General features: G+C 38.3%; 22 protein-coding genes. 10 read left to right on the top strand and 12 right to left on the bottom strand.

Annotated features, from left to right (window positions below; translation table 11 throughout):
* Window positions 1–5: 5 nt before the first annotated feature.
* The 4 genes from BLP85_RS00905 (at window position 6) to BLP85_RS00890 (ending at window position 3,905) form a co-directional block, all read left to right on the top strand.
* Window positions 6–1,304, top strand: a complete 1,299-nt coding sequence (locus BLP85_RS00905) for an ABC1 kinase family protein (protein WP_092818281.1) — start codon at window positions 6–8, stop codon at window positions 1,302–1,304.
* A 137-nt stretch (window positions 1,305–1,441) separates the two neighbouring features.
* On the top strand, window positions 1,442–1,822 hold the full coding sequence (folB, locus tag BLP85_RS00900) for a dihydroneopterin aldolase (RefSeq protein WP_092818280.1): 381 nt from the start codon (window positions 1,442–1,444) through the stop codon (window positions 1,820–1,822).
* Window positions 1,779–2,216, top strand: coding sequence for a 2-amino-4-hydroxy-6-hydroxymethyldihydropteridine diphosphokinase (locus BLP85_RS00895; RefSeq protein WP_092818279.1), 438 nt, complete (start codon window positions 1,779–1,781; stop codon window positions 2,214–2,216). The genes folB and BLP85_RS00895 overlap by 44 nt, the downstream gene beginning before the upstream one ends.
* 354 nt (window positions 2,217–2,570) lie before the next feature.
* Window positions 2,571–3,905, top strand: coding sequence for an ISNCY family transposase (locus BLP85_RS00890; RefSeq protein WP_092818266.1), 1,335 nt, complete (start codon window positions 2,571–2,573; stop codon window positions 3,903–3,905).
* 204 nt (window positions 3,906–4,109) lie between these two features.
* Here the strand turns inward: BLP85_RS00890 and BLP85_RS00885 are convergent, their stop codons facing one another.
* The 3 genes from BLP85_RS00885 to BLP85_RS00870 all read right to left on the bottom strand — a co-directional run bounded on the left by BLP85_RS00885 (window position 4,110) and on the right by BLP85_RS00870 (window position 6,978).
* Window positions 4,110–4,640 (bottom strand): plasmid replication DNA-binding protein, encoded by a 531-nt coding sequence (locus tag BLP85_RS00885; RefSeq protein ID WP_092818278.1) that lies wholly within the window; start codon window positions 4,638–4,640, stop codon window positions 4,110–4,112.
* Between the two features lie 78 nt (window positions 4,641–4,718).
* Complete coding sequence (gene repM / locus BLP85_RS00880) at window positions 4,719–5,648, bottom strand: replication initiation protein RepM (RefSeq protein ID WP_092818277.1); 930 nt, start codon at window positions 5,646–5,648, stop codon at window positions 4,719–4,721.
* Between the two features lie 1,177 nt (window positions 5,649–6,825).
* Complete coding sequence (locus BLP85_RS00870) at window positions 6,826–6,978, bottom strand: hypothetical protein (RefSeq protein ID WP_228143235.1); 153 nt, start codon at window positions 6,976–6,978, stop codon at window positions 6,826–6,828.
* A gap of 146 nt (window positions 6,979–7,124) precedes the next feature.
* Here BLP85_RS00870 and BLP85_RS00865 point away from each other — a divergent pair, with 146 nt between their 5' ends.
* From BLP85_RS00865 to BLP85_RS00860, 3 genes are all read left to right on the top strand, one after another.
* Entirely contained in the window at window positions 7,125–7,625 is a 501-nt protein-coding gene (locus BLP85_RS00865) for a GNAT family N-acetyltransferase (protein WP_092818275.1), read from the top strand.
* A gap of 105 nt (window positions 7,626–7,730) precedes the next feature.
* Window positions 7,731–7,880, top strand: a complete 150-nt coding sequence (locus BLP85_RS14800) for a toxin-antitoxin system HicB family antitoxin (RefSeq protein WP_143002175.1) — start codon at window positions 7,731–7,733, stop codon at window positions 7,878–7,880.
* Entirely contained in the window at window positions 7,880–8,776 is an 897-nt protein-coding gene (locus tag BLP85_RS00860) for a DNA-methyltransferase (protein WP_092818274.1), read from the top strand. The genes BLP85_RS14800 and BLP85_RS00860 overlap by 1 nt, the downstream gene beginning before the upstream one ends.
* Here BLP85_RS00860 and BLP85_RS00855 read toward each other — a convergent pair.
* From BLP85_RS00855 to BLP85_RS00825, 6 genes are all read right to left on the bottom strand, one after another.
* Window positions 8,726–9,610, bottom strand: a complete 885-nt coding sequence (locus BLP85_RS00855; RefSeq protein WP_092818273.1) for a hypothetical protein — start codon at window positions 9,608–9,610, stop codon at window positions 8,726–8,728. The genes BLP85_RS00860 and BLP85_RS00855 overlap by 51 nt on opposite strands.
* Window positions 9,611–9,772: 162 nt before the next feature.
* Complete coding sequence (locus tag BLP85_RS00850) at window positions 9,773–10,075, bottom strand: helix-turn-helix domain-containing protein (RefSeq protein ID WP_092818272.1); 303 nt, start codon at window positions 10,073–10,075, stop codon at window positions 9,773–9,775.
* Window positions 10,068–10,424 carry a type II toxin-antitoxin system RelE/ParE family toxin gene (locus BLP85_RS00845; RefSeq protein ID WP_092818271.1) on the bottom strand — a complete coding sequence of 119 codons (357 nt, stop codon included), beginning with the start codon at window positions 10,422–10,424 and terminating at the stop codon, window positions 10,068–10,070. Before BLP85_RS00845 ends, BLP85_RS00850 begins: the two co-directional genes overlap by 8 nt.
* 534 nt (window positions 10,425–10,958) lie before the next feature.
* Complete coding sequence (locus BLP85_RS00835) at window positions 10,959–11,420, bottom strand: hypothetical protein (protein ID WP_092818269.1); 462 nt, start codon at window positions 11,418–11,420, stop codon at window positions 10,959–10,961.
* Between the two features lie 73 nt (window positions 11,421–11,493).
* Window positions 11,494–11,808 carry a BrnA antitoxin family protein gene (locus tag BLP85_RS00830; RefSeq protein WP_004728120.1) on the bottom strand — a complete coding sequence of 105 codons (315 nt, stop codon included), beginning with the start codon at window positions 11,806–11,808 and terminating at the stop codon, window positions 11,494–11,496.
* Window positions 11,795–12,082, bottom strand: coding sequence for a BrnT family toxin (locus BLP85_RS00825; protein WP_092818268.1), 288 nt, complete (start codon window positions 12,080–12,082; stop codon window positions 11,795–11,797). Before BLP85_RS00825 ends, BLP85_RS00830 begins: the two co-directional genes overlap by 14 nt.
* A 315-nt stretch (window positions 12,083–12,397) precedes the next feature.
* On the opposite strand from BLP85_RS00825, the gene BLP85_RS00820 reads away from it, so the two are divergent.
* Together BLP85_RS00820 and BLP85_RS00815 are read left to right on the top strand one after the other, a co-directional pair.
* A complete protein-coding gene (locus BLP85_RS00820) occupies window positions 12,398–12,763 on the top strand; it encodes a hypothetical protein (RefSeq protein ID WP_092818267.1) in 366 nt (121 codons plus the stop codon).
* Window positions 12,764–12,997: 234 nt separating this feature from the next.
* The gene (locus BLP85_RS00815; protein WP_092818266.1) at window positions 12,998–14,332 is read left to right on the top strand and encodes an ISNCY family transposase; all 1,335 of its coding nucleotides are present in this window, start codon (window positions 12,998–13,000) and stop codon (window positions 14,330–14,332) included.
* 516 nt (window positions 14,333–14,848) lie between these two features.
* On the opposite strand, the gene BLP85_RS00810 is transcribed toward BLP85_RS00815, so the two are convergent.
* Entirely contained in the window at window positions 14,849–15,175 is a 327-nt protein-coding gene (locus BLP85_RS00810; protein WP_092818265.1) for a pyrimidine/purine nucleoside phosphorylase, read from the bottom strand.
* Window positions 15,176–15,650: 475 nt separating this feature from the next.
* Between BLP85_RS00810 and BLP85_RS00805 the strand changes: the two genes are divergently transcribed.
* Entirely contained in the window at window positions 15,651–16,226 is a 576-nt protein-coding gene (locus tag BLP85_RS00805; protein ID WP_092818264.1) for a DedA family protein, read from the top strand.
* A 47-nt stretch (window positions 16,227–16,273) separates the two neighbouring features.
* Here the strand turns inward: BLP85_RS00805 and coq7 are convergent, their stop codons facing one another.
* Window positions 16,274–16,909, bottom strand: coding sequence for a 2-polyprenyl-3-methyl-6-methoxy-1,4-benzoquinone monooxygenase (coq7, locus tag BLP85_RS00800; protein ID WP_092818263.1), 636 nt, complete (start codon window positions 16,907–16,909; stop codon window positions 16,274–16,276).
* A gap of 4 nt (window positions 16,910–16,913) precedes the next feature.
* The gene (locus tag BLP85_RS00795) at window positions 16,914–18,236 is read right to left on the bottom strand and encodes an MFS transporter (RefSeq protein ID WP_092818262.1); all 1,323 of its coding nucleotides are present in this window, start codon (window positions 18,234–18,236) and stop codon (window positions 16,914–16,916) included.
* Window positions 18,237–18,363 lie beyond the last annotated feature (127 nt).

Genomic DNA, 18,363 nt, shown 5'->3' with positions numbered 1-18,363 from the left:
ACATTATGAAAAACAATATCTGGTTAGATGGTCTGCGTTCAGTTGCCCGTGTTGGGGAAACGGCTGTAATTGCAGCAAAAGCCGGCTTTAAATACGCCACAGAAAAACCAAGTAACGCCAAGCTCATGCGTGAAACTTTTGAATCACTCGGTTCAACTTATATCAAGCTCGGACAGTTTATTGCCAGCACACCGTCATTATTTCCACGTGAATATGTGGAAGAATTTCAGGGCTGTTTAGATCAGACCCCATCTTTGCCTTTTAGTTATGTGCAAGGCGTATTGGCTTCTGAATTTGCAGGCAGAAATCTGGATGAAATTTTTGCGTCCATTGATGAAAAGCCTTTAGCTTCAGCCTCTATTGCACAGGTTCACGCAGCCAAACTGGTGACTGGTGAAGATGTTGTGATTAAAGTGCAAAAACCGGGTGTAGAAACCATCCTGTATACTGACTTGAATGTCTTGCACTGGGCCACCAAGGTTCTGGAAAAAGCCGTACCGAAAGTGAAATTTGCCTCACTTGCTGACATAGTCGATGAAATTAAAACCCGTATGGTGCGCGAAGTCGACTTTATTGAAGAAGCGCAAAACCTGGATGATTTTGTTAATTACCTAAATATAACGCAAAACCAGAAAGCCACTGCACCGAAGGTTTATCATCAATATTCAACCCGCCGTGTATTGACCATGCAGCGCTTATATGGCGTACCATTGACCGATTTTGATGTAGTGAAAAAGGTGGCGAAAGACCCGTCTCAGGTGCTTATTACCGCCATGAATACCTGGTTTGGCAGCTTGATGATGTGTAACAGCTTCCATGCAGACCTGCATGCCGGAAACCTGATGCTGCTTGAAGATGGCCGGGTCGGTTTTATCGATTTTGGCATCGTCGGTCAACTGAAACCTGAAGTCTGGACGGCCTGTATTGCCTTTATGGATGCACTGCAAAAAACCGACTACAACTTGATGGCAGAAAACATGCTGAAAATGGGCATGACCGCTGTTGCAATTGACACCAAAGTCCTTGCTGCCGATTTGGAACGTCTGTTCAGTGGGGTACTTTTGGCCGATCCTCAGGAATTACTGACTTCCAATCCGGCCGATTTAAACGACATCATGATGGATATGGTGGGCGTGGGCGAGCGTCATGGCATTCGTTTCCCGCGTGACTTTGCCTTGCTGTTTAAGCAAATGCTGTATTTCGATCGCTTTATGCGCATCCTCGCGCCATATACCGATATTTATGCAGACCAGCGCCTGCAAATGGTGCAAACTCTGGATCCAAATGTGTTGTTAAAACATTAATTTAATCCCTCCTTAACTCGCTTTCATAAAGGGAGGAGTGTCTCATTGCTGGAAAAATATAAGCGATGAAAAGTCCCTCTTTTATAAAGAGGGATTTAGGGAGATTATTTATAAATATCATATGCTCGAGTGATCAAATGGACGCAATTATCATTGAAGGTTTAAAGGTTGAAACCGTGGTGGGCTGTTTCAACTGGGAACGCCAAATCATGCAGCCTTTAATGCTGGATATGACCATTCAGACCAGTCTGGAACAGGCTTCCAATTCGGACAAACTGGAACATACTTTAAATTACGCTGAAATTTGCGAGATTTCTGCCAAAGTTATTCAGGATGCCAAGCCAGAACTGATTGAACATGCAGCAAAACTTGTGCTCAATGCGCTTTTTACTACCTTTCCTGCAGTAGAATCGATTATGATTACTATCCGTAAGCCTGCCATTATCGCGCAAGCAAATTCTGTAGGAATTCGTCTTGAACGCCACCGAAACGATATTCGCCTTAGCTCTGGCGAGTAATTGTCATCCCCAACAGCATTTTCAAAACGCTATGAAACAAATCTCCGGTTTGGGAGAGGCTCAATTTTCTAAAATTTATGTGATTCCATGCCGCGATGCTGTAGGGGCGGATTACTGGAATGCAGCCTGTTTATTGAAAGCAGCCATGTCGGCGGATGACATCATCGCATTATTGAAAAAAATGGAAACAGATTCGGGGCGTGTACGTCCTTCACATCAAATTTCTTTGGATGTGGACTTAATTGCATGGGGACAGGACTTAGAGCATATGCGGTTTAACCCCAAAAAATTACCTTTGGCTCTAGATGTCAAAATTCCAATGCTCGATATTTGGCAGAGCACTGATTTTCAGCACGAAAATCATCAATTTCCAGTGGTGAATTGGACAAATTAAAATTCAGTTCTCACGGATAAGCGAATTAAGTTATAAAAATAGCCTAAGTGAGATGAGATTAACCTGAACATTTGATTTGTTTAATCAAGCAATAAACATTGGACAAAAGGTGAGTGCTTATAAAGTCTAAGTTATTTAAATTATGAAAAAATGATCAAATATTAGGCGTGGAACATGAAAAATCAATCAAAAAGCCTAATATGCAAGGATTAAGCTTTTTGATTGGAATTAAATTAATGATTTATATAAAATAAATTTTAATGTTAGAAACCATTTAAAGTGTCTGTATTCTCACCAATAAAAATGTCTGGTCTATGATGCGCATCAACATCATGGACTGGATATACATTTGAGATGCTGATCACTATGTCTGACAAGGAAATACAACGTATTGCAGTGCTGCAAGATGTTCGAGATCGACGTATTACACAAGTCCGTGCTGCTGAAATTCTGAATCTTTCAACCCGTCAAATTACCCGGTTATTGCACAAGCTCAAGCAAGACGGTATTTCAGGTCTGACACATGCCAGTCGTGGTCAACCGGGTCATCGTCGCCATGATGAAGCCGTAAAGTCTGAATGCCTTTCCCTTATTTCTGAACATTTGCTGGGCTTTGGCCCAACCTTGGCGCATGAGAAGCTCATCAGCATGTTTGACCTGAATATTCCTGTAGAAACGCTTCGTCGCTGGATGACTGCCAATGATCTCTGGATTCCTCGATCCAAGCGTCTGAAACGGCCATATCAGCCTCGATATAACCGGGATTGCTTCGGTGAGTTGATCCAGATTGATGGTTCATATCATGACTGGTTTGAAGGACGAGCCGCCAAATGCTGTTTGCTGGTTTATATCGATGACGCGACTGGAAAGCTGTTGCATCTGCGCTTTTGTGAGGCTGAAACCACCTTTGACTATATGCTTTCCACCAGAGCCTACATTGAGCAATACGGCAAGCCGCTGGCCTTTTATAGTGACAAACATTCGGTATTCAGAGTGAACCAGAAATCCAGTCAGGACAGCCAGATCACGCAATTTGGCCGGATTCTGAATGAGTTAAACATTGATATTATCTTTGCCAACTCACCACAGGCCAAAGGTCGTGTGGAACGTACCAACAGGACACTTCAGGATCGTCTGATCAAGGAGATGCGTCTGGAAGGCATCAGTTCGATTGCCGAAGCCAATGCCTGGCTACCCTGCTTTATTGAACACTTCAATCAGAAGTTCGCCAAATGTGCGAGAAATACAAAGAATTTACATCGGCCATTAACGGAATCTCATCTTGCACTGGATGACATTTTTACCTGGCAGGAACCGCGTAAGGTCACAAAGAACCTGACCATCACTTATGACAAATGTATTTATATGCTTGAGCCAACAGTACTGAATCATAAGCTGGTTGGGCAATACATTTCATTTCTGGAGTACCCAGATGGCACTGTGGCAATCCTGCATGAAGGACGGAAGATCAACTATAGCGTCTTCAATAAACTGGCTGGACTACAGCAAAATGCAGTGGTTGAGAATAAACGATTAGGCTCGGTTCTGGCCCATATCCAGCAGCAACATGAGGAATTGGAAAAACAGAATAAACGTTCCCGTCTCAAGAAAAGTATGCCGAGTCGTAAAGCTCAGAAAGCCATCATTGAACAAAGGAATTTAAATCCTGTTCTTGACTCTTGCAGTTAAAAACTGGACATTTTAAATGGTTTATTACATAGACATTTTAATTGGTGAATAACAGCTCTCTATAAATTGAATTAAATCAAGATATTGAGATCCACTAAAAAGCCCAGTTTGAACAAACTGGGCTTTTTAGTGGATCATTCACGCAATATGCCGATTTATTCAGCAATTTGAGATTCGTTTCATTAGCCAGCATAAACAATGCCCCTACCCATTCGGCAGGAAAAACCGGCTTAACCACCCTCTTTTCGGCTGTTCCGGTTCAACGTGTTCCGGCACTGGAATACGCTTATTTTCCGTCTGCTCCGGAGTAGTCAATCCGTCATGTTTAGCTTCTGCTGTGTCCGGTTCGGGATCTGTTTTGGCCATGCTTGATTGCACCGGTTCTTGATCGGTAAACGTAGTCATATTAGGTTTTGGGGCTTCTAATAGGCGTTGCATCATTTCAATTTGGTTTTGATAGAAAGATTCCCGATCTTTTGCATCATCAAGCTGATTTTTCAGCATGTCTATCTGTTGTCTAAGCAGTAAAACTTCTGCCGAATTTGGACTGTCTATTTTTACAGGTTCTTTTACATCCTGTTTTTTAACTGGTTCCCCCAAAACGCGTATGGCTTCTGCTAGATCAATCTTATTATCAGAATTTTTACTTAAAATTCCTTTCTTTATGTTGTTGTAAATTGTTTGTCTATTGATGTTGTACAGCTTGGAAAGTTCAAGAACTGTAAGGGTTTTCATACTGTAAACCTATGCCTAAACTTGTAAAAAAATATTGTCTATTAGACTGTCAAATAGACAAATGAGCAAGTTTAAATTTTAGGCACATTGAAAGCCAGTTTTTTGCAGATAAGGGAGTAACTCTTCAAATTTTTTAGGGTCTTGAAGCATTTCGGCAATGCGGATAGCAAATTGTTGAAAGCTCTCAGAACCTTCTGAATAGTGTCCCATTTCAGGTAACTCAGAAAGTTTATTGGCAAATAAGTAGCGTTGTTTATCGCTCATTTTTGAGAATAAATCAGTTGGGTTTTGCTCTTTAACTACCTTGGTAGAAGAAGCTTTCTTTTGTTTAAGGGTAAAAGAAAAACCTGAAATAGTACGTCCTTTTTTATGCTGCTCATATTTAGCAGTTATATCTGTTAGCTCATTAACTTGGTTGAGTGCGAAATCTAAAACGTATGTTTTAAAGTTACTCATAGTTTTATATTGTTGAGTTTCGACCCCTAGTTGCTGTCTAAAAATGGAGAGATCAAAAATAGGAGTTTTACCTACAGATCGCCATTGGATTAATAGTTCATATAGCCGAATAGCATAAGAGCTTGTTAATCTCGAAACTTGTTGTAGTTCATATTTAGTAAAGTTTTCTTCTAGTCTTGTTATTAGCGGAACAATATCTTGTGTAAACCTTAAGAAAACGATTCCAGATTGGGGTTCATATCCAATTTTATCTACCCAACGACAATGAAAGCTACGATCCTTGCCTGTCTTAGGATTGATGTCATGATAAGTCACATAGCGATCAAATAAACTTCTAGAAGCATCTCTAAGTACGGTGTAAGCAGTGTGCTTTTCAACATTAAAAGTATTTATATAACTACTAGCATGTACTTCTAAAAGGCTATTTTCAGTTATTCCATGTCCTGTTTCTCGAGCTTCAGCAATTGCTAATAAGATCAGTCTTTGTTCAACTGTGTCTAGAGTATAGCTGGCTTGAATTAAAGCATTATCCTTTACGATTAATTCACTCATTTCTAATAATAAATTTATAATTAAACTAGGTCATACAATAGACTATTTTAATTGGCTTGTAAATTAACCTAGCTTTAAGGGTCGATAAACCTAGTTTTAAGGTCGATAAACCTAGCTTTAAGGGTCGATAAACCTAGCTTTAAGGGTCGATAAACCTAGCTTTAAGGGTCGATAAACCTAGCTTTATAGTCGTTGAAAGCCTTATAAACAAAGAGATTCAGCTTACTTAAAAGCATTTAAAAACTTAAAAATAATTAAAAGCCTTTCAAAGGAAAAATTGCCCTTGGTTTTCGCTACGCTCAAACTCTATTGAATCTCGCTTTCGCTCAATTCGAGGGGCAATTTTTTAGCTAATCTCGTTGTGACTTTAAGAAAAATCAAAAGCAACTCGGAATTCGCTTCGCTCATAAGTTTTTTTATGCTCGCTACGCTCGAACGAGCAGCCAATATTGATTGTTCGCACCCATTCGGGATGCTCTGAAATAAAAGTGATTAATGGATAGGGAGCCTGTAATCAAAGAAAAAGCAGCGCGAAATTTTAATTAGGCTTAATCACTCGTAGACACTCGTTCGGTTTTTTTCAATATCAGTCTGATATGGAAAACTGCTTTATAAAAATTGTCATTCGTTTTACAGCCTAGTTGCATTTCTCATTCTAAATAGGCCTATTTTGCGTTTATTGGGCTTTTTAACCTTGTTTACAGAGATTCCCCTCTTTTTTGAAGAAATGCGCTTCAGGGCGATTCTAGGCAGTTTTATAGCTATGTAGAAAATCCCAGGATTCTGATTTCAATCGATAGCCTTGATTTGGCATTTTGGGATTTTTCATTTCTGGTCAGCAGATCGGAATGCACGCTTACGCGTTTCTCCCAGAGAAACTGAAATAGCGGATTTTAATTGTCTGATTTGACTTAGTTATGACGAAGAAAAATTAAGGTGAAAAGCGATTACTTTTTCTAACATAGGATAGGCAACAGCGGTTCAATCAGCAGTATTGTCACATAACTTTGACACTTAAAAATGAGTGAAATTCTGAACAGGCAGAGGTTTATCATTTTCCGACAGCAGGAGGGAATGCACGCTTCCGCGTTTCTCAAATAGAAACGGAATTTTTCTTTCTAAAATTAGAAAAAAACCGTCTTTAAGTAGACGGTTTTGATGTTTAAAAACGACGGAATTATTTGTAATAACTCTTCTTTAATATTTTGGGGAGAATTGGTTTTAACTCATCTGGATTTAGCATGAACTTCATGTAAAGCCGTCCAGCTAGAAGTTCTGGAGGCTCTCCAATATAAGCAGATAAATATGCAAATTGAGGATCTTTAGACATTCCTTTACACCATCGTTTTGTGTCATCAGGATCTAAAACTAAATACAGTTTGTTTGGGTCTAATCGAATACTCATGACTACTGTTTTCTAATGGTATATTGACCATCTTGCCTTAATTTTTAGTATTTTTATTCCTAGGTAAAAAAATGAATACAGAATCATTCCAAGAACCAAAAAAAGATGAACTTATTGGACTTGAAGAACAGCACGAGATCTCATGTTTAGTCCAAAAATTTGCTATAGAAAAATTAGGATATTCAAAGGTGAAAGTTTCATCTTTTGAGCTAATGCAAAAGAAGCCTCAATCAGTAGTGACTATTGCATTTAATAAGAGCCAAAATGATCTCTATTTACGATTCGGAAAGTATGATTTGGCTGATCTTAATGATCAGAAAATCATTGTTGTTGCTCGAATTGGATTTCGTAAAAAGAAACACGGTTATGGAACAGCTCTGCTAAAGGAACTTTGCCATTTTGGAACGCAATTTGGATATGGACATTTAGAAATAGAACGCCCAAATCCTGATTGCCAAGCTTTTATGAAAAAATTAGGCTTTAAGGACAAGTTCTATCTTCCTATTGACGAATTGAAACGTTCAATTCAAGCATATGAGCTGTCTAGGCAGACTAAAGCCAGTTTCGTATAAGAGATTTTATGTTAAATATTTTTGAATTTTAGATCCCAAGTATCTATACATCTCAAATGTACCTCTGGTATATTAAGCCATATTTACATTTAGAGTTTAAGGTAGATGACTGTTAAGCAAATTCACATAAAATTAGCTGATGAAATACATAAACAGCTAAAAATGAATGCAGTTTTACAAGGTATTAGTCTTCAAGATTTAGTATCTAAATTAATTGAGGATTACGTTGCTGAAGAAGCAAAGAAGACTAAGTAATGATAAAAAAAGACATTATTTTAGAAGGAAATTGCCTTAATATTCTAAAGACGCTTCCCGATGAATCTGTTGATTGTATTGTTACTAGCCCACCTTATTATGCTCAAAGAGACTATAACGCTGTAGAACAGATTGGTAGTGAAAAAACTCCTCAACAATATGTTGAAAGTTTGTCTAAAGTGTTTGATGAGTGTTTTCGTGTTTTAAAGAAAGAAGGTAGTCTTTGGCTCAATTTAGGTGACAAATATTTAAAAGGTAGTCTACTTGGAATGCCTTGGAGAGTTGCTATTGCTCTTCAAGATAGAGGCTGGATACTTAGAAATGATGTGATTTGGCATAAGCCCAATGCGATGCCTAGCTCTGTAAAAAGTAGATTAACTACCGATCATGAGTATTTATTTTTCTTTACTAAGAACTCCTCAGATTATTATTTTGATCAAGATTCTATTAGGGAACCTCATGTAACATTTTCAGAGACTAGCAAGATGAAGGGTGGAAGAAACCACTTTGGAAAAAATGGTAGCACACCTGAAAATGGAAAAAATGGAGGCAGTTCCAACCTTCATGATGCTAGATGGGATCAAGCGTTTCACCCGAAAGGTCGAAACAAGAGAACAGTATGGCAAGTGCCTTTATCGAAATGTAAAGAAGCCCATTTCGCTGTGTATCCAGAAAAATTAATTTCACCTTGCATAATGGCATCTTGCCCACCCGAAGGAATTGTTTTAGACCCATTTTTCGGATCAGGAACAACAGGTCTTGTTGCCAAACAGCAAGGTAAACATTATTTAGGTATTGAATTAAATCCTGAATATATCCAGATTGCTCAAAAACGCTTGAATGACTTAACTGATAGAAGTGAAAACCGATATGATCTTTTTGATCTCAGCTTCTAAAGTATTCATATTAGTCGCAATTTGATTGGGATTAATCGGTAAGTAAATGTAGTTTTGGCAAGGTAAAGATTGTAAATTACCTTGCCAACTTTCAGCAAAAATTACGGGTATACAGATAAAGCCATGATCTTCTGCTACAGAAATTGATTTGTGAATATCTCTTGTGAATAATTGAGCATGTCCTCCACCCATGGTTTCTCTAGATTTCACGGGCATTAAAATAGTCCCATTGGGACCTGTAATACTCACATCATAGGTCTCACCACCAAGAGCAATCTGCTTTGGAGAAATATTTAAAGTTGATAATTTCTGTTCAGAAAAAACACTAAATAAAATAGACCTTACAATTCCCTCGATAAATCCACCTTTTAAGGCGCGACGGCTTCCCTCTAATCTATCTAACATGACTTCCATAAATGCTTCCCACGTCCAAGATAGAGGACTAGGAAAAATCGGTCTAATATAATCAATTAACTGAGTAATTAGATAAATTTGATTTGCAGTTTTATTACCTTGACTAAGGCTAGAAACAATAGGACGTAACCTTTGTTCTGGTGCATCTCTTAATAACCAACAGATAAATAACCATTTCGCTTTATCTGCTTTGTAAGCATTTCCTATTCCATCATATAAATAAGATGTAAATGGAAGAGAAAAGTAAGCTGTTAATACATTATGTAGATTAAGAGGTGACTGTTCTTGAATGAAATTATAGATTGATGCGTATCCATACTGAGTCAGAAATTTTTCAAACTCTTCATAGTAAGCTTTATTTTGTTGAGTGATAATCATTAGCTCACTTAGTCTAATGTTATCAATAATGTAATTAGTCATCTTTACTTCCATTCTATGAGTAAAGGCACTAATTTATGCTTTTTAATTTTAAGATCAATTTTTTTTCTAAAAAATTCAAGTACTAATTAAGATTTCCTAAAATTAACATAATACACGTTATACGAATCTAAAAATGGGAGCCTTTAGCTCCCATTTTTATTGTTAAACATTGAATCCTATATGTTTTCCTGTTGGAAGCTCTACATCAATACGGAGCTTCCCGCCCATTGCCTCAACATACTTTTTCATGGTTGAAATCTTAAGATCATTGCCACGATTTTCTATTGCTGAAAGCGATGGCTGTTTTATTCCCAAAGTTTCAGCAAGCTCTTTTTGAGAAATTTCGAGTTCTTCACGAATAAGATGAAGCTGATTTTCTAGCAGTAATTCATCTGCCATTTTTTGAATACGGGCTTGGCTCTCTGGAGAGCGATTAGCTAATAATTCTTGCAAAGTTTTAGCCATTAGATTGTTCTCCTAATGTTGAGAGATGAAGTTCATATTGTTGGTCTGCAATTGCCAGCATCTCTGTATAGAATCGTTTTTTACCGCCTTTATCAGCAATACATAGCACAATGGCCTGACGTAATGGATCAAATGCGAAGAAAGCTCTCAGTGGTTTACCTCGATGTTGAACACGAAGCTCTTTCATGTTGGTAAATTTAGAGTCATAGACGGTATCTACTAAAGGGCGGCCTAAACTTGGTCCTTGCTGCTGTAGAACAACCAGGGCAGCCAGAACCTTCTCTTGTGTTGATTCGTCTTGCTGTTCAAGCCACTGATTAAATAGATCTGTCGTAATGACTGTCCACATACCACAACCAAAATATAGATTATAGTCTATATTTTAGGAGCATTATGCTTGTTTTGCAAATGAGAAATGATCGGCAATAAAAAACCCCGGCATCCTGCCGGGGTTTTTCGTATGGGTTCGCTCGGTATAACTCCTATCATACCTTACAGTCCTTGTGCGTATCGTGGTTCTTATTATTGTGTAGAACTTCCTGTTCCTGATGAATCCATCATAGAAAAATTCCAGGTGCTTGGACAGCCGCAAAGGGCCGGAATTGTTGTGAGCATATGCGTACAAGGTCGGCTAAAAAACGTCCCAGGTTTATCCGCAGAAATTGGGGATAATTTCATATCCTGGAACTTTGATAACCGGGCAAAAATGCCAAAATTGAGCGTTTTTTAGACGATTCTATTGGCTAAACATTACAAATTTGCTTAAAAAACACACGAGTTGTTAAAACGTGTGTTTTTTGATCTTTTTGGTTTGCTCTTTATTGATATAAATATTTGATAAATAAAAAATTTTAAAAATGCATTTCGTATAACGCCCATTATGTTAAATGGAGGAGTTTGTGCTTTCTGTAATTATTTCATCCCTAAATTTTAAACAAATTTGAGTATTGTCTAACGTATCATATAGATCTTCATATAGAAGATTATCTTCTATTAGCTCTATAAAATCATGATTAATAAAGCAATCATATTCAATATAATCTTTATCCATAAAATAACGAAAACTATAAACTTTTAAGCAAGTAATTTTTTTATCGATATTTTTAAAAATATCTTTATATTTCATATTTTTAGCCAAAAATAAATTATGGGCAAACTCATTGACTTTATAAATATTTTTATAATCAGATAAATAACTTTTTTTGATATTTTCATGAAATTTTAAAATTTGATTATCCGCATGAAATTCAATATATATTAAAGTTTCATCTATTTGATATTCATTAATAATATTCCCATTTTTTAAATTATATTGAGTTAATGGTGCTGAAAAATCAATATACATATTTTGAAGATTTCCTAAAATTAACATAATACACGTTATGCGAAGTCAAAAATGGGAGCTTAAGCTCCCATTTTTATTGATGATTTTTTAATTCTTTCAGCATAGCATCCCGTAAAATTTCATTCATTCGTGTTTGATAACCTTTGCCTTGAGCTTTGAACCAAGCAAGTACATCAGCATCTAACCGAATTGAAGTTTGTTGCTTCACTGGGCGGTAAAATTGATTTTGGCGTACAGCACTGCTCCAATCGGTAATTTCAGGAATATCTGATAGATCTAGCTGATCATCCGGAACCGTGCCTTTAGCAAGCAAGCGTTGAATTTCAGCATCTTGCTTCTCACCAAATTTCTCATTCAGCTCTTTGCGTGAGTATCTAACCATGCTCATATTTGTTTCGCTCCGCTTTAGTCACTTGCCTTGCACTAATGATTCGTATGATTTCACAGTCATCTTCATCAAAAATGGTGTGAGCCACCAATAACATTAGTACGCCTTTAACTCGTCCAATGGTTTGCCAACGTTCTTCACCATCGGTATGTCTGTCTTGGATTGAGATCCGTAATGGATCTTCAAAAACAAGGCTTGCAGTTTCGAAAGAGATATCATGCTTTTTCTGATTCTTTCGATTCTTAGCCTCATCCCATTCAAAATACTGTTTCATAAAAAACATTCAAATTTGTATATACAATAATGTATCACAAAATTGTATCACTCAACCCAATTGGTGTAATTTTTAGTCAAAATTATTGGCAAAACACTCCAAAACCGCTCATAAAAAAGCCGACTTGTTTCCAAGTCGGCTTTTGAACATCATCGAGCAAATAATTTATATCATAAGTTTTTGATTTTTATATGTTTCAATTTGTGAATTTCGTATAAGCTCTATTATGTTAAATAAATGGTTTTACAAACTAAACCTAATGAATTTAATGTGGCAGCATATTGATGGTACAAAAAAGACTTAGGAACTTGATCAATGAGTCAACAAATTGAAAATACATTAGTCATTGAGGCTTACCAAGCAATTGCTGAAGAAATTCTAGCCTTTGTTGGAGAAAATTCTTGGGATGAAGCTGGAGCAACCTACGAAATTTTTGGGAAAATGATTAGTAGTACATGGTGGTCAAAATATAATAGTGAATTAGACCGACTCGGTAGTGATATTCCTAGAGATGTTAGTAAATTGGCTAAAGAAAAAATTTTTTTCCTTAGAAAGCATTTGCTTGATTTGACAGGTGATCGTATTTGGGGGCTAACTTTTACATTGTATCCAACTGGAAAGTTTAATATTCAATACGACTATAACAAGCCAAAAGATTATGAAGAAACTGATTATAGCTGAAGAACTAAATAATACGTGTATGAAAAAGTAAAGGCTTTGGAGGATTTGGGTTCTAGCGAATTAAGGAGTTACAGGTTCATTAGATTTTACCTTTTTAAGCTTTCCTAAAATTAACATAATACACCTTATACGAAATGCTCTTGTTAGAAACCATTTAAAGTGTCTGTATTCTCACCAATAAAAATGTCTGGTCTATGATGCGCATCAACATCATGGACTGGATATACATTTGAGATGCTGATCACTATGTCTGACAAGGAAATACAACGTATTGCAGTGCTGCAAGATGTTCGAGATCGACGTATTACACAAGTCCGTGCTGCTGAAATTCTGAATCTTTCAACCCGTCAAATTACCCGGTTATTGCACAAGCTCAAGCAAGACGGTATTTCAGGTCTGACACATGCCAGTCGTGGTCAACCGGGTCATCGTCGCCATGATGAAGCCGTAAAGTCTGAATGCCTTTCCCTTATTTCTGAACATTTGCTGGGCTTTGGCCCAACCTTGGCGCATGAGAAGCTCATCAGCATGTTTGACCTGAATATTCCTGTAGAAACGCTTCGTCGCTGGATGACTGCCAATGATCTCTGGATTCCTCGATCCAAGCGTCTGAAACGGCCATATCAGCCTCGATATAACCGGGATTGCTTCGGTGAGTTGATCCAGATTGATGGTTCATATCATGACTGGTTTGAAGGACGAGCCGCCAAATGCTGTTTGCTGGTTTATATCGATGACGCGACTGGAAAGCTGTTGCATCTGCGCTTTTGTGAGGCTGAAACCACCTTTGACTATATGCTTTCCACCAGAGCCTACATTGAGCAATACGGCAAGCCGCTGGCCTTTTATAGTGACAAACATTCGGTATTCAGAGTGAACCAGAAATCCAGTCAGGACAGCCAGATCACGCAATTTGGCCGGATTCTGAATGAGTTAAACATTGATATTATCTTTGCCAACTCACCACAGGCCAAAGGTCGTGTGGAACGTACCAACAGGACACTTCAGGATCGTCTGATCAAGGAGATGCGTCTGGAAGGCATCAGTTCGATTGCCGAAGCCAATGCCTGGCTACCCTGCTTTATTGAACACTTCAATCAGAAGTTCGCCAAATGTGCGAGAAATACAAAGAATTTACATCGGCCATTAACGGAATCTCATCTTGCACTGGATGACATTTTTACCTGGCAGGAACCGCGTAAGGTCACAAAGAACCTGACCATCACTTATGACAAATGTATTTATATGCTTGAGCCAACAGTACTGAATCATAAGCTGGTTGGGCAATACATTTCATTTCTGGAGTACCCAGATGGCACTGTGGCAATCCTGCATGAAGGACGGAAGATCAACTATAGCGTCTTCAATAAACTGGCTGGACTACAGCAAAATGCAGTGGTTGAGAATAAACGATTAGGCTCGGTTCTGGCCCATATCCAGCAGCAACATGAGGAATTGGAAAAACAGAATAAACGTTCCCGTCTCAAGAAAAGTATGCCGAGTCGTAAAGCTCAGAAAGCCATCATTGAACAAAGGAATTTAAATCCTGTTCTTGACTCTTGCAGTTAAAAACTGGACATTTTAAATGGTTTATTACATAGACATTTTAATTGGTGAATAACAGAAATTAATTTAAATATTAAATTTCAAATACTTGAGTAAATATTAAATTTCTAATAAAACCGGATTGGAAACAAGTCGGTTTTTTTTTAGTCAAAAGTGGAATCTTTTACCAATAAAAACGGTCATTTTTTAATCTAACTGAAACTTTTTTCAGTGTTTTCGGTCTTTCCACGGCAAAAGTTATCCCCAATTTCTGCGGATAAATCTGGGACAATTTTTAATCGACTTTGTACGCATTTGCTCACATGAATTCAAGTTCATAGCTTATGGTTGGAATACTGGAAATTTCATATGATGATTTCATCAGGAACAGGAAGTTCCATACAAGAATAACAATAGACAAACACAAGGACCGTTAGGTACGACAGGAGTTATACCGAGCGAACCAATACGAAAAAGCCCGACAGGATGTCGGGCTTTTTTATGGTTGATCAATGACTGAGTAATCTAGTGCAATCAACCTTAACGGTCTTCCAGATGGCAAACATAATCGATAATGTCATCCGTGATAATTTTAAATTGAGTGTTTTTAGGAACATAAAAAGACTCGCCCGCATAATAGGTTTGACTCTCGTGATTATTGCCAATTTGAACCAAGCACTTGCCTGAAACAATTTCTATCCGCTCAGCAACCTGAGTTTCAAAAACCAGAGGGTGTTCCGTGGGAAGAATCACGCCTAAGGTCTTTTTGGTTCCATCTTTCAACTCAATCACATGACTGATAGAACAACCATCAAAATGGATATTAGATTTTTTTTTGACAGAGACAAAATTGAACTGGGTAGACATACCTTGCTCCTTAAATTATTTTTGTTGTTGGTTTTTTTGTTATTTGTGCAGCTTGTATTTATTTTTATAAAGTATACGGATGAATTTTTTTATATGTTTTGGTCATCGTATTGTATAAATTTTACAAAAATATAAGCATTAAATGGTGCTATAAAAGCCTGTTTATCCCACTTAGATTTTAGACACGTGTTGTAAGTTAAAACTTACAAGAAAACAGGTTTATTTCTGATATTTTTAGATTCATTTTTTTTGGGTGAAAAAGCGTTTTTAAAACAGTTTATTAAAGATAATAAGATCTATAAGTAATGCCATGCCCATGACGAAGCTAAAAGCAACACATCTTGATGAGGTCAACCAAGCAATCACTTTATTTTACTGATGAAATATAAATGCCTCATAAAGCAACCAGACTGATCTTTGCAATGAAGAGTGATCTGGCGATGATAGTAAAATTGTCATCAGGCACATTAAAAAAATGAACTGGGCTGATCTGTTACAACATTATGGTTATTTTGCCATTTTTATTGGCACCCTATTTGAAGGTGAAACCGTCCTGATACTCGGTGCCTATGCGGTGCATCAGCATATTATCCATTTTTGGCTGCTTATAATGGTCGCGATGGCGGGTAGTTTTGTTGGCGATCAATTTTACTATCAGATTGGCGCACGTTATGGCCAGAAAATCATACAAAGCAAGCCGCAACTGGGGCAAAAATTTGCTCAGGCCAGTAGTGTCATCGACAATTATCCGGTGCTGACTATTTTATTGATGCGATTTGCATGGGGACTTGGAACCATTTTACCCATTTCTATTGGAATTAAAGCTTATCCGCTAGGGAAATATATCCTGATTAACCTGCTGGCCTGTTTTATCTGGGCTTTTGTTGTTGTGAGTGTAGGTTTGCAGATCAGTCACTGGTTACATGCATTTTGGGCAAAAATACTGCCTTATCATCATGATATTTATATTGTGCTGGCTGTGGTGGGCTGTATTTTACTGGCGCGGATGATTTATACGTTGCTCATTCAGCATAAACATTCAATTAAATAGGCATAAAAAAGCCCACATTCAAGTGAGCTCAATCATGCCAAAACAGATTAAATATAATAACTGGTCTTGGTCATCAGTTTGGAAATGGCTGTCATGGTAATCCGGACCGGTACTGGCAAATCTACACCGCCAGCATTCAATGCCGTATCTCTGTGGTGCAGTTCATCTTCATTCATTTGCACCAGTATTTTACGTGAACGTTCATCCTGTTCAGGCAACTGGCTGATGTGATGCTGTAAATGCAAGCTGACCTGACGTTCGGTTTCTGCCACAAAACCCAGGCTGTATTTGTCACCGGCAATACCGGCAATTGCACCCATGCCAAAAGACAGGCCATACCAAACCGGATTGAGCAAACTGGTATGGCTGTCCAGTTCTTTTAAACGGTCTTCACACCAGGCCAGATGATCCTGTTCTTCAATTGCAGCCTGTTCCATTTCACGGCGTACATTGGGAAGTTTGGCGGTGAGTGCCTGACCATGATAAAGCGCCTGGGCACACACCTCACCACTATGATTGACTCGCATTAAACCTGCGACATGGCGTGCTTCGCTAACGCCTAATTTGGTTTCTGCATCATGGCCTGGATTTTCACGATGTGCAGAGGTTGTTCCGGGAACCAGACTGCGTAGCGCCTGGTCAAACGAATGAATAAATTTGTCGATACCGGTATATTGGCGCATAAAATTAATCCTCTAAAGCATCTTGTTGCTGTGCAGCAAGCATGGGCTTGAGCTTGAACAGGAGCCATGTAGTGAAAATGGCGCTTAGAATCGCTGTGATACTAAAAAGTATTTTAATATCAATCTTAAATATACTTAAGATGATAATGGAGAATATTGCAGAGGATACCATGAATACGGCATTGAGAATGTTGTTTGCAGCAACCACCCGGGCACGGTGTGATTGTGGCGAAAAGGCCTGCATCATGGCATAAAGCGGTACGATATAAAAACCGCCACTGATGCCGAGCAATGTCACAGCAAGCATGACATGATAATAACTCCAGCCTTGGGTAAAGACATCTTTTAAGCCGAGCATCTCGCCTGTACGTTCAGGAACAAAAGCCAAACTTGCTGCCAGATAAAAAGCAAACACAGTCAGGCCAACTGCCCCAATGGGAACCATCTTCAAATTGATTTCCGTACCGCCAATTCTGCGGCACAATAACGAACCCACGCCAATTCCTACAGAAAAGAAGGTCAGTAGTAAACTCACCACATTTTCAGAGGCATGCAGGTTTTGTTGGGTCAGCTGCGGAATCTGGGTGAGATAGGTCGCGCCATAAAACCAGTACCAGGAATTGCCCAATAAAATCAGAAACACCACCGGTAAACTTTTGGCATAGCCCAGCGTCTGAAAACTGGTTCTAAAAAAGTTCCAGTCAATCTGAACATCGGGTGCAGTCACTTTTTGCTTTAATACAAAACGGCTGGAGAGATAACCTAAAATGGCAATGGTTACGATGGTGAGGCTAATCCAGATCAGATTACCGTCAGATGCGGAAATGACTGCACCGCCTAAAATCATCCCGACCAAAATGGCAATCGAGGTTCCCGACTGAAATAAGGCATTGCCCGACATCAGTTCATTGGGCTTTAAAATCTCAGGCAAAATGGCATATTTGATTGGCCCGAAGAAGGTCGAGTGAGTGCCCATTAAAAATAAAGCCACCAATAACAGCCACAAATGTCCCAGTAGAAAGCCCGCAGAGCCAATCAGCATAATCACGATTTCGAGAATCTTGATGCCCCGTACCAGTTGTGAGCGTTCGTATTTATCGGCAATCTGTCCCGCTGTCGCAGAGAAAATGAAATAGGGTAAAATAAACAACAAGGCCGCAAGGTTATTCAGTGTACTGACACTGGCCGCTTGCTGATTGATCCAACCATAGGTAATGACCAGTAACAAGGCTTGTTTATAGACGTTGTCATTCAAGGCCCCGAAAAATTGAGTAACAAACATCGGTAAAAATCGACGTGTGCCTAAGAGATGTTCATTTTTTTCCATGGTTTCTGGGCTTCATTAAGTTTTATTAAGAAATGTGAGCATTTGGTAAAACACAATAAAAATCATGTATGATGTTTTCAACCTATACTTTTGGGAAAATTCCAATAGATTTGAGTTTGTTAGCAAG

Origin of the sequence: Acinetobacter kookii, from assembly GCF_900096895.1 — a bacterium.
GTDB lineage: Bacteria > Pseudomonadota > Gammaproteobacteria > Pseudomonadales > Moraxellaceae > Acinetobacter > Acinetobacter kookii.
The sequence above is the reverse complement of the archived record's forward strand: the minus strand, read 5'-3'. Positions and strand labels throughout refer to the sequence as shown.

What these genes read in the sequence shown, in the direction of transcription:
- BLP85_RS00905 (WP_092818281.1), top strand. Translation starts at nt 6, where the DNA reads ATGAAAAACAATATCTGGTTAGATGGTCTGCGTTCAGTTGCCCGTGTT.
- folB (WP_092818280.1), top strand. Translation starts at nt 1,442, where the DNA reads ATGGACGCAATTATCATTGAAGGTTTAAAGGTTGAAACCGTGGTGGGC.
- BLP85_RS00890 (WP_092818266.1), top strand. Translation starts at nt 2,571, where the DNA reads ATGCTGATCACTATGTCTGACAAGGAAATACAACGTATTGCAGTGCTG.
- BLP85_RS00885 (WP_092818278.1), bottom strand. Translation starts at nt 4,640, where the DNA reads ATGAAAACCCTTACAGTTCTTGAACTTTCCAAGCTGTACAACATCAAT.
- repM (WP_092818277.1), bottom strand. Translation starts at nt 5,648, where the DNA reads ATGAGTGAATTAATCGTAAAGGATAATGCTTTAATTCAAGCCAGCTAT.
- BLP85_RS00870 (WP_228143235.1), bottom strand. Translation starts at nt 6,978, where the DNA reads ATGTCTAAAGATCCTCAATTTGCATATTTATCTGCTTATATTGGAGAG.
- BLP85_RS00865 (WP_092818275.1), top strand. Translation starts at nt 7,125, where the DNA reads ATGAATACAGAATCATTCCAAGAACCAAAAAAAGATGAACTTATTGGA.
- BLP85_RS14800 (WP_143002175.1), top strand. Translation starts at nt 7,731, where the DNA reads ATGACTGTTAAGCAAATTCACATAAAATTAGCTGATGAAATACATAAA.
- BLP85_RS00860 (WP_092818274.1), top strand. Translation starts at nt 7,880, where the DNA reads ATGATAAAAAAAGACATTATTTTAGAAGGAAATTGCCTTAATATTCTA.
- BLP85_RS00855 (WP_092818273.1), bottom strand. Translation starts at nt 9,610, where the DNA reads ATGACTAATTACATTATTGATAACATTAGACTAAGTGAGCTAATGATT.
- BLP85_RS00850 (WP_092818272.1), bottom strand. Translation starts at nt 10,075, where the DNA reads ATGGCTAAAACTTTGCAAGAATTATTAGCTAATCGCTCTCCAGAGAGC.
- BLP85_RS00845 (WP_092818271.1), bottom strand. Translation starts at nt 10,424, where the DNA reads ATGTGGACAGTCATTACGACAGATCTATTTAATCAGTGGCTTGAACAG.
- BLP85_RS00835 (WP_092818269.1), bottom strand. Translation starts at nt 11,420, where the DNA reads ATGTATATTGATTTTTCAGCACCATTAACTCAATATAATTTAAAAAAT.
- BLP85_RS00830 (WP_004728120.1), bottom strand. Translation starts at nt 11,808, where the DNA reads ATGAGCATGGTTAGATACTCACGCAAAGAGCTGAATGAGAAATTTGGT.
- BLP85_RS00825 (WP_092818268.1), bottom strand. Translation starts at nt 12,082, where the DNA reads ATGAAACAGTATTTTGAATGGGATGAGGCTAAGAATCGAAAGAATCAG.
- BLP85_RS00820 (WP_092818267.1), top strand. Translation starts at nt 12,398, where the DNA reads ATGAGTCAACAAATTGAAAATACATTAGTCATTGAGGCTTACCAAGCA.
- BLP85_RS00815 (WP_092818266.1), top strand. Translation starts at nt 12,998, where the DNA reads ATGCTGATCACTATGTCTGACAAGGAAATACAACGTATTGCAGTGCTG.
- BLP85_RS00810 (WP_092818265.1), bottom strand. Translation starts at nt 15,175, where the DNA reads ATGTCTACCCAGTTCAATTTTGTCTCTGTCAAAAAAAAATCTAATATC.
- BLP85_RS00805 (WP_092818264.1), top strand. Translation starts at nt 15,651, where the DNA reads ATGAACTGGGCTGATCTGTTACAACATTATGGTTATTTTGCCATTTTT.
- coq7 (WP_092818263.1), bottom strand. Translation starts at nt 16,909, where the DNA reads ATGCGCCAATATACCGGTATCGACAAATTTATTCATTCGTTTGACCAG.
- BLP85_RS00795 (WP_092818262.1), bottom strand. Translation starts at nt 18,236, where the DNA reads ATGGAAAAAAATGAACATCTCTTAGGCACACGTCGATTTTTACCGATG.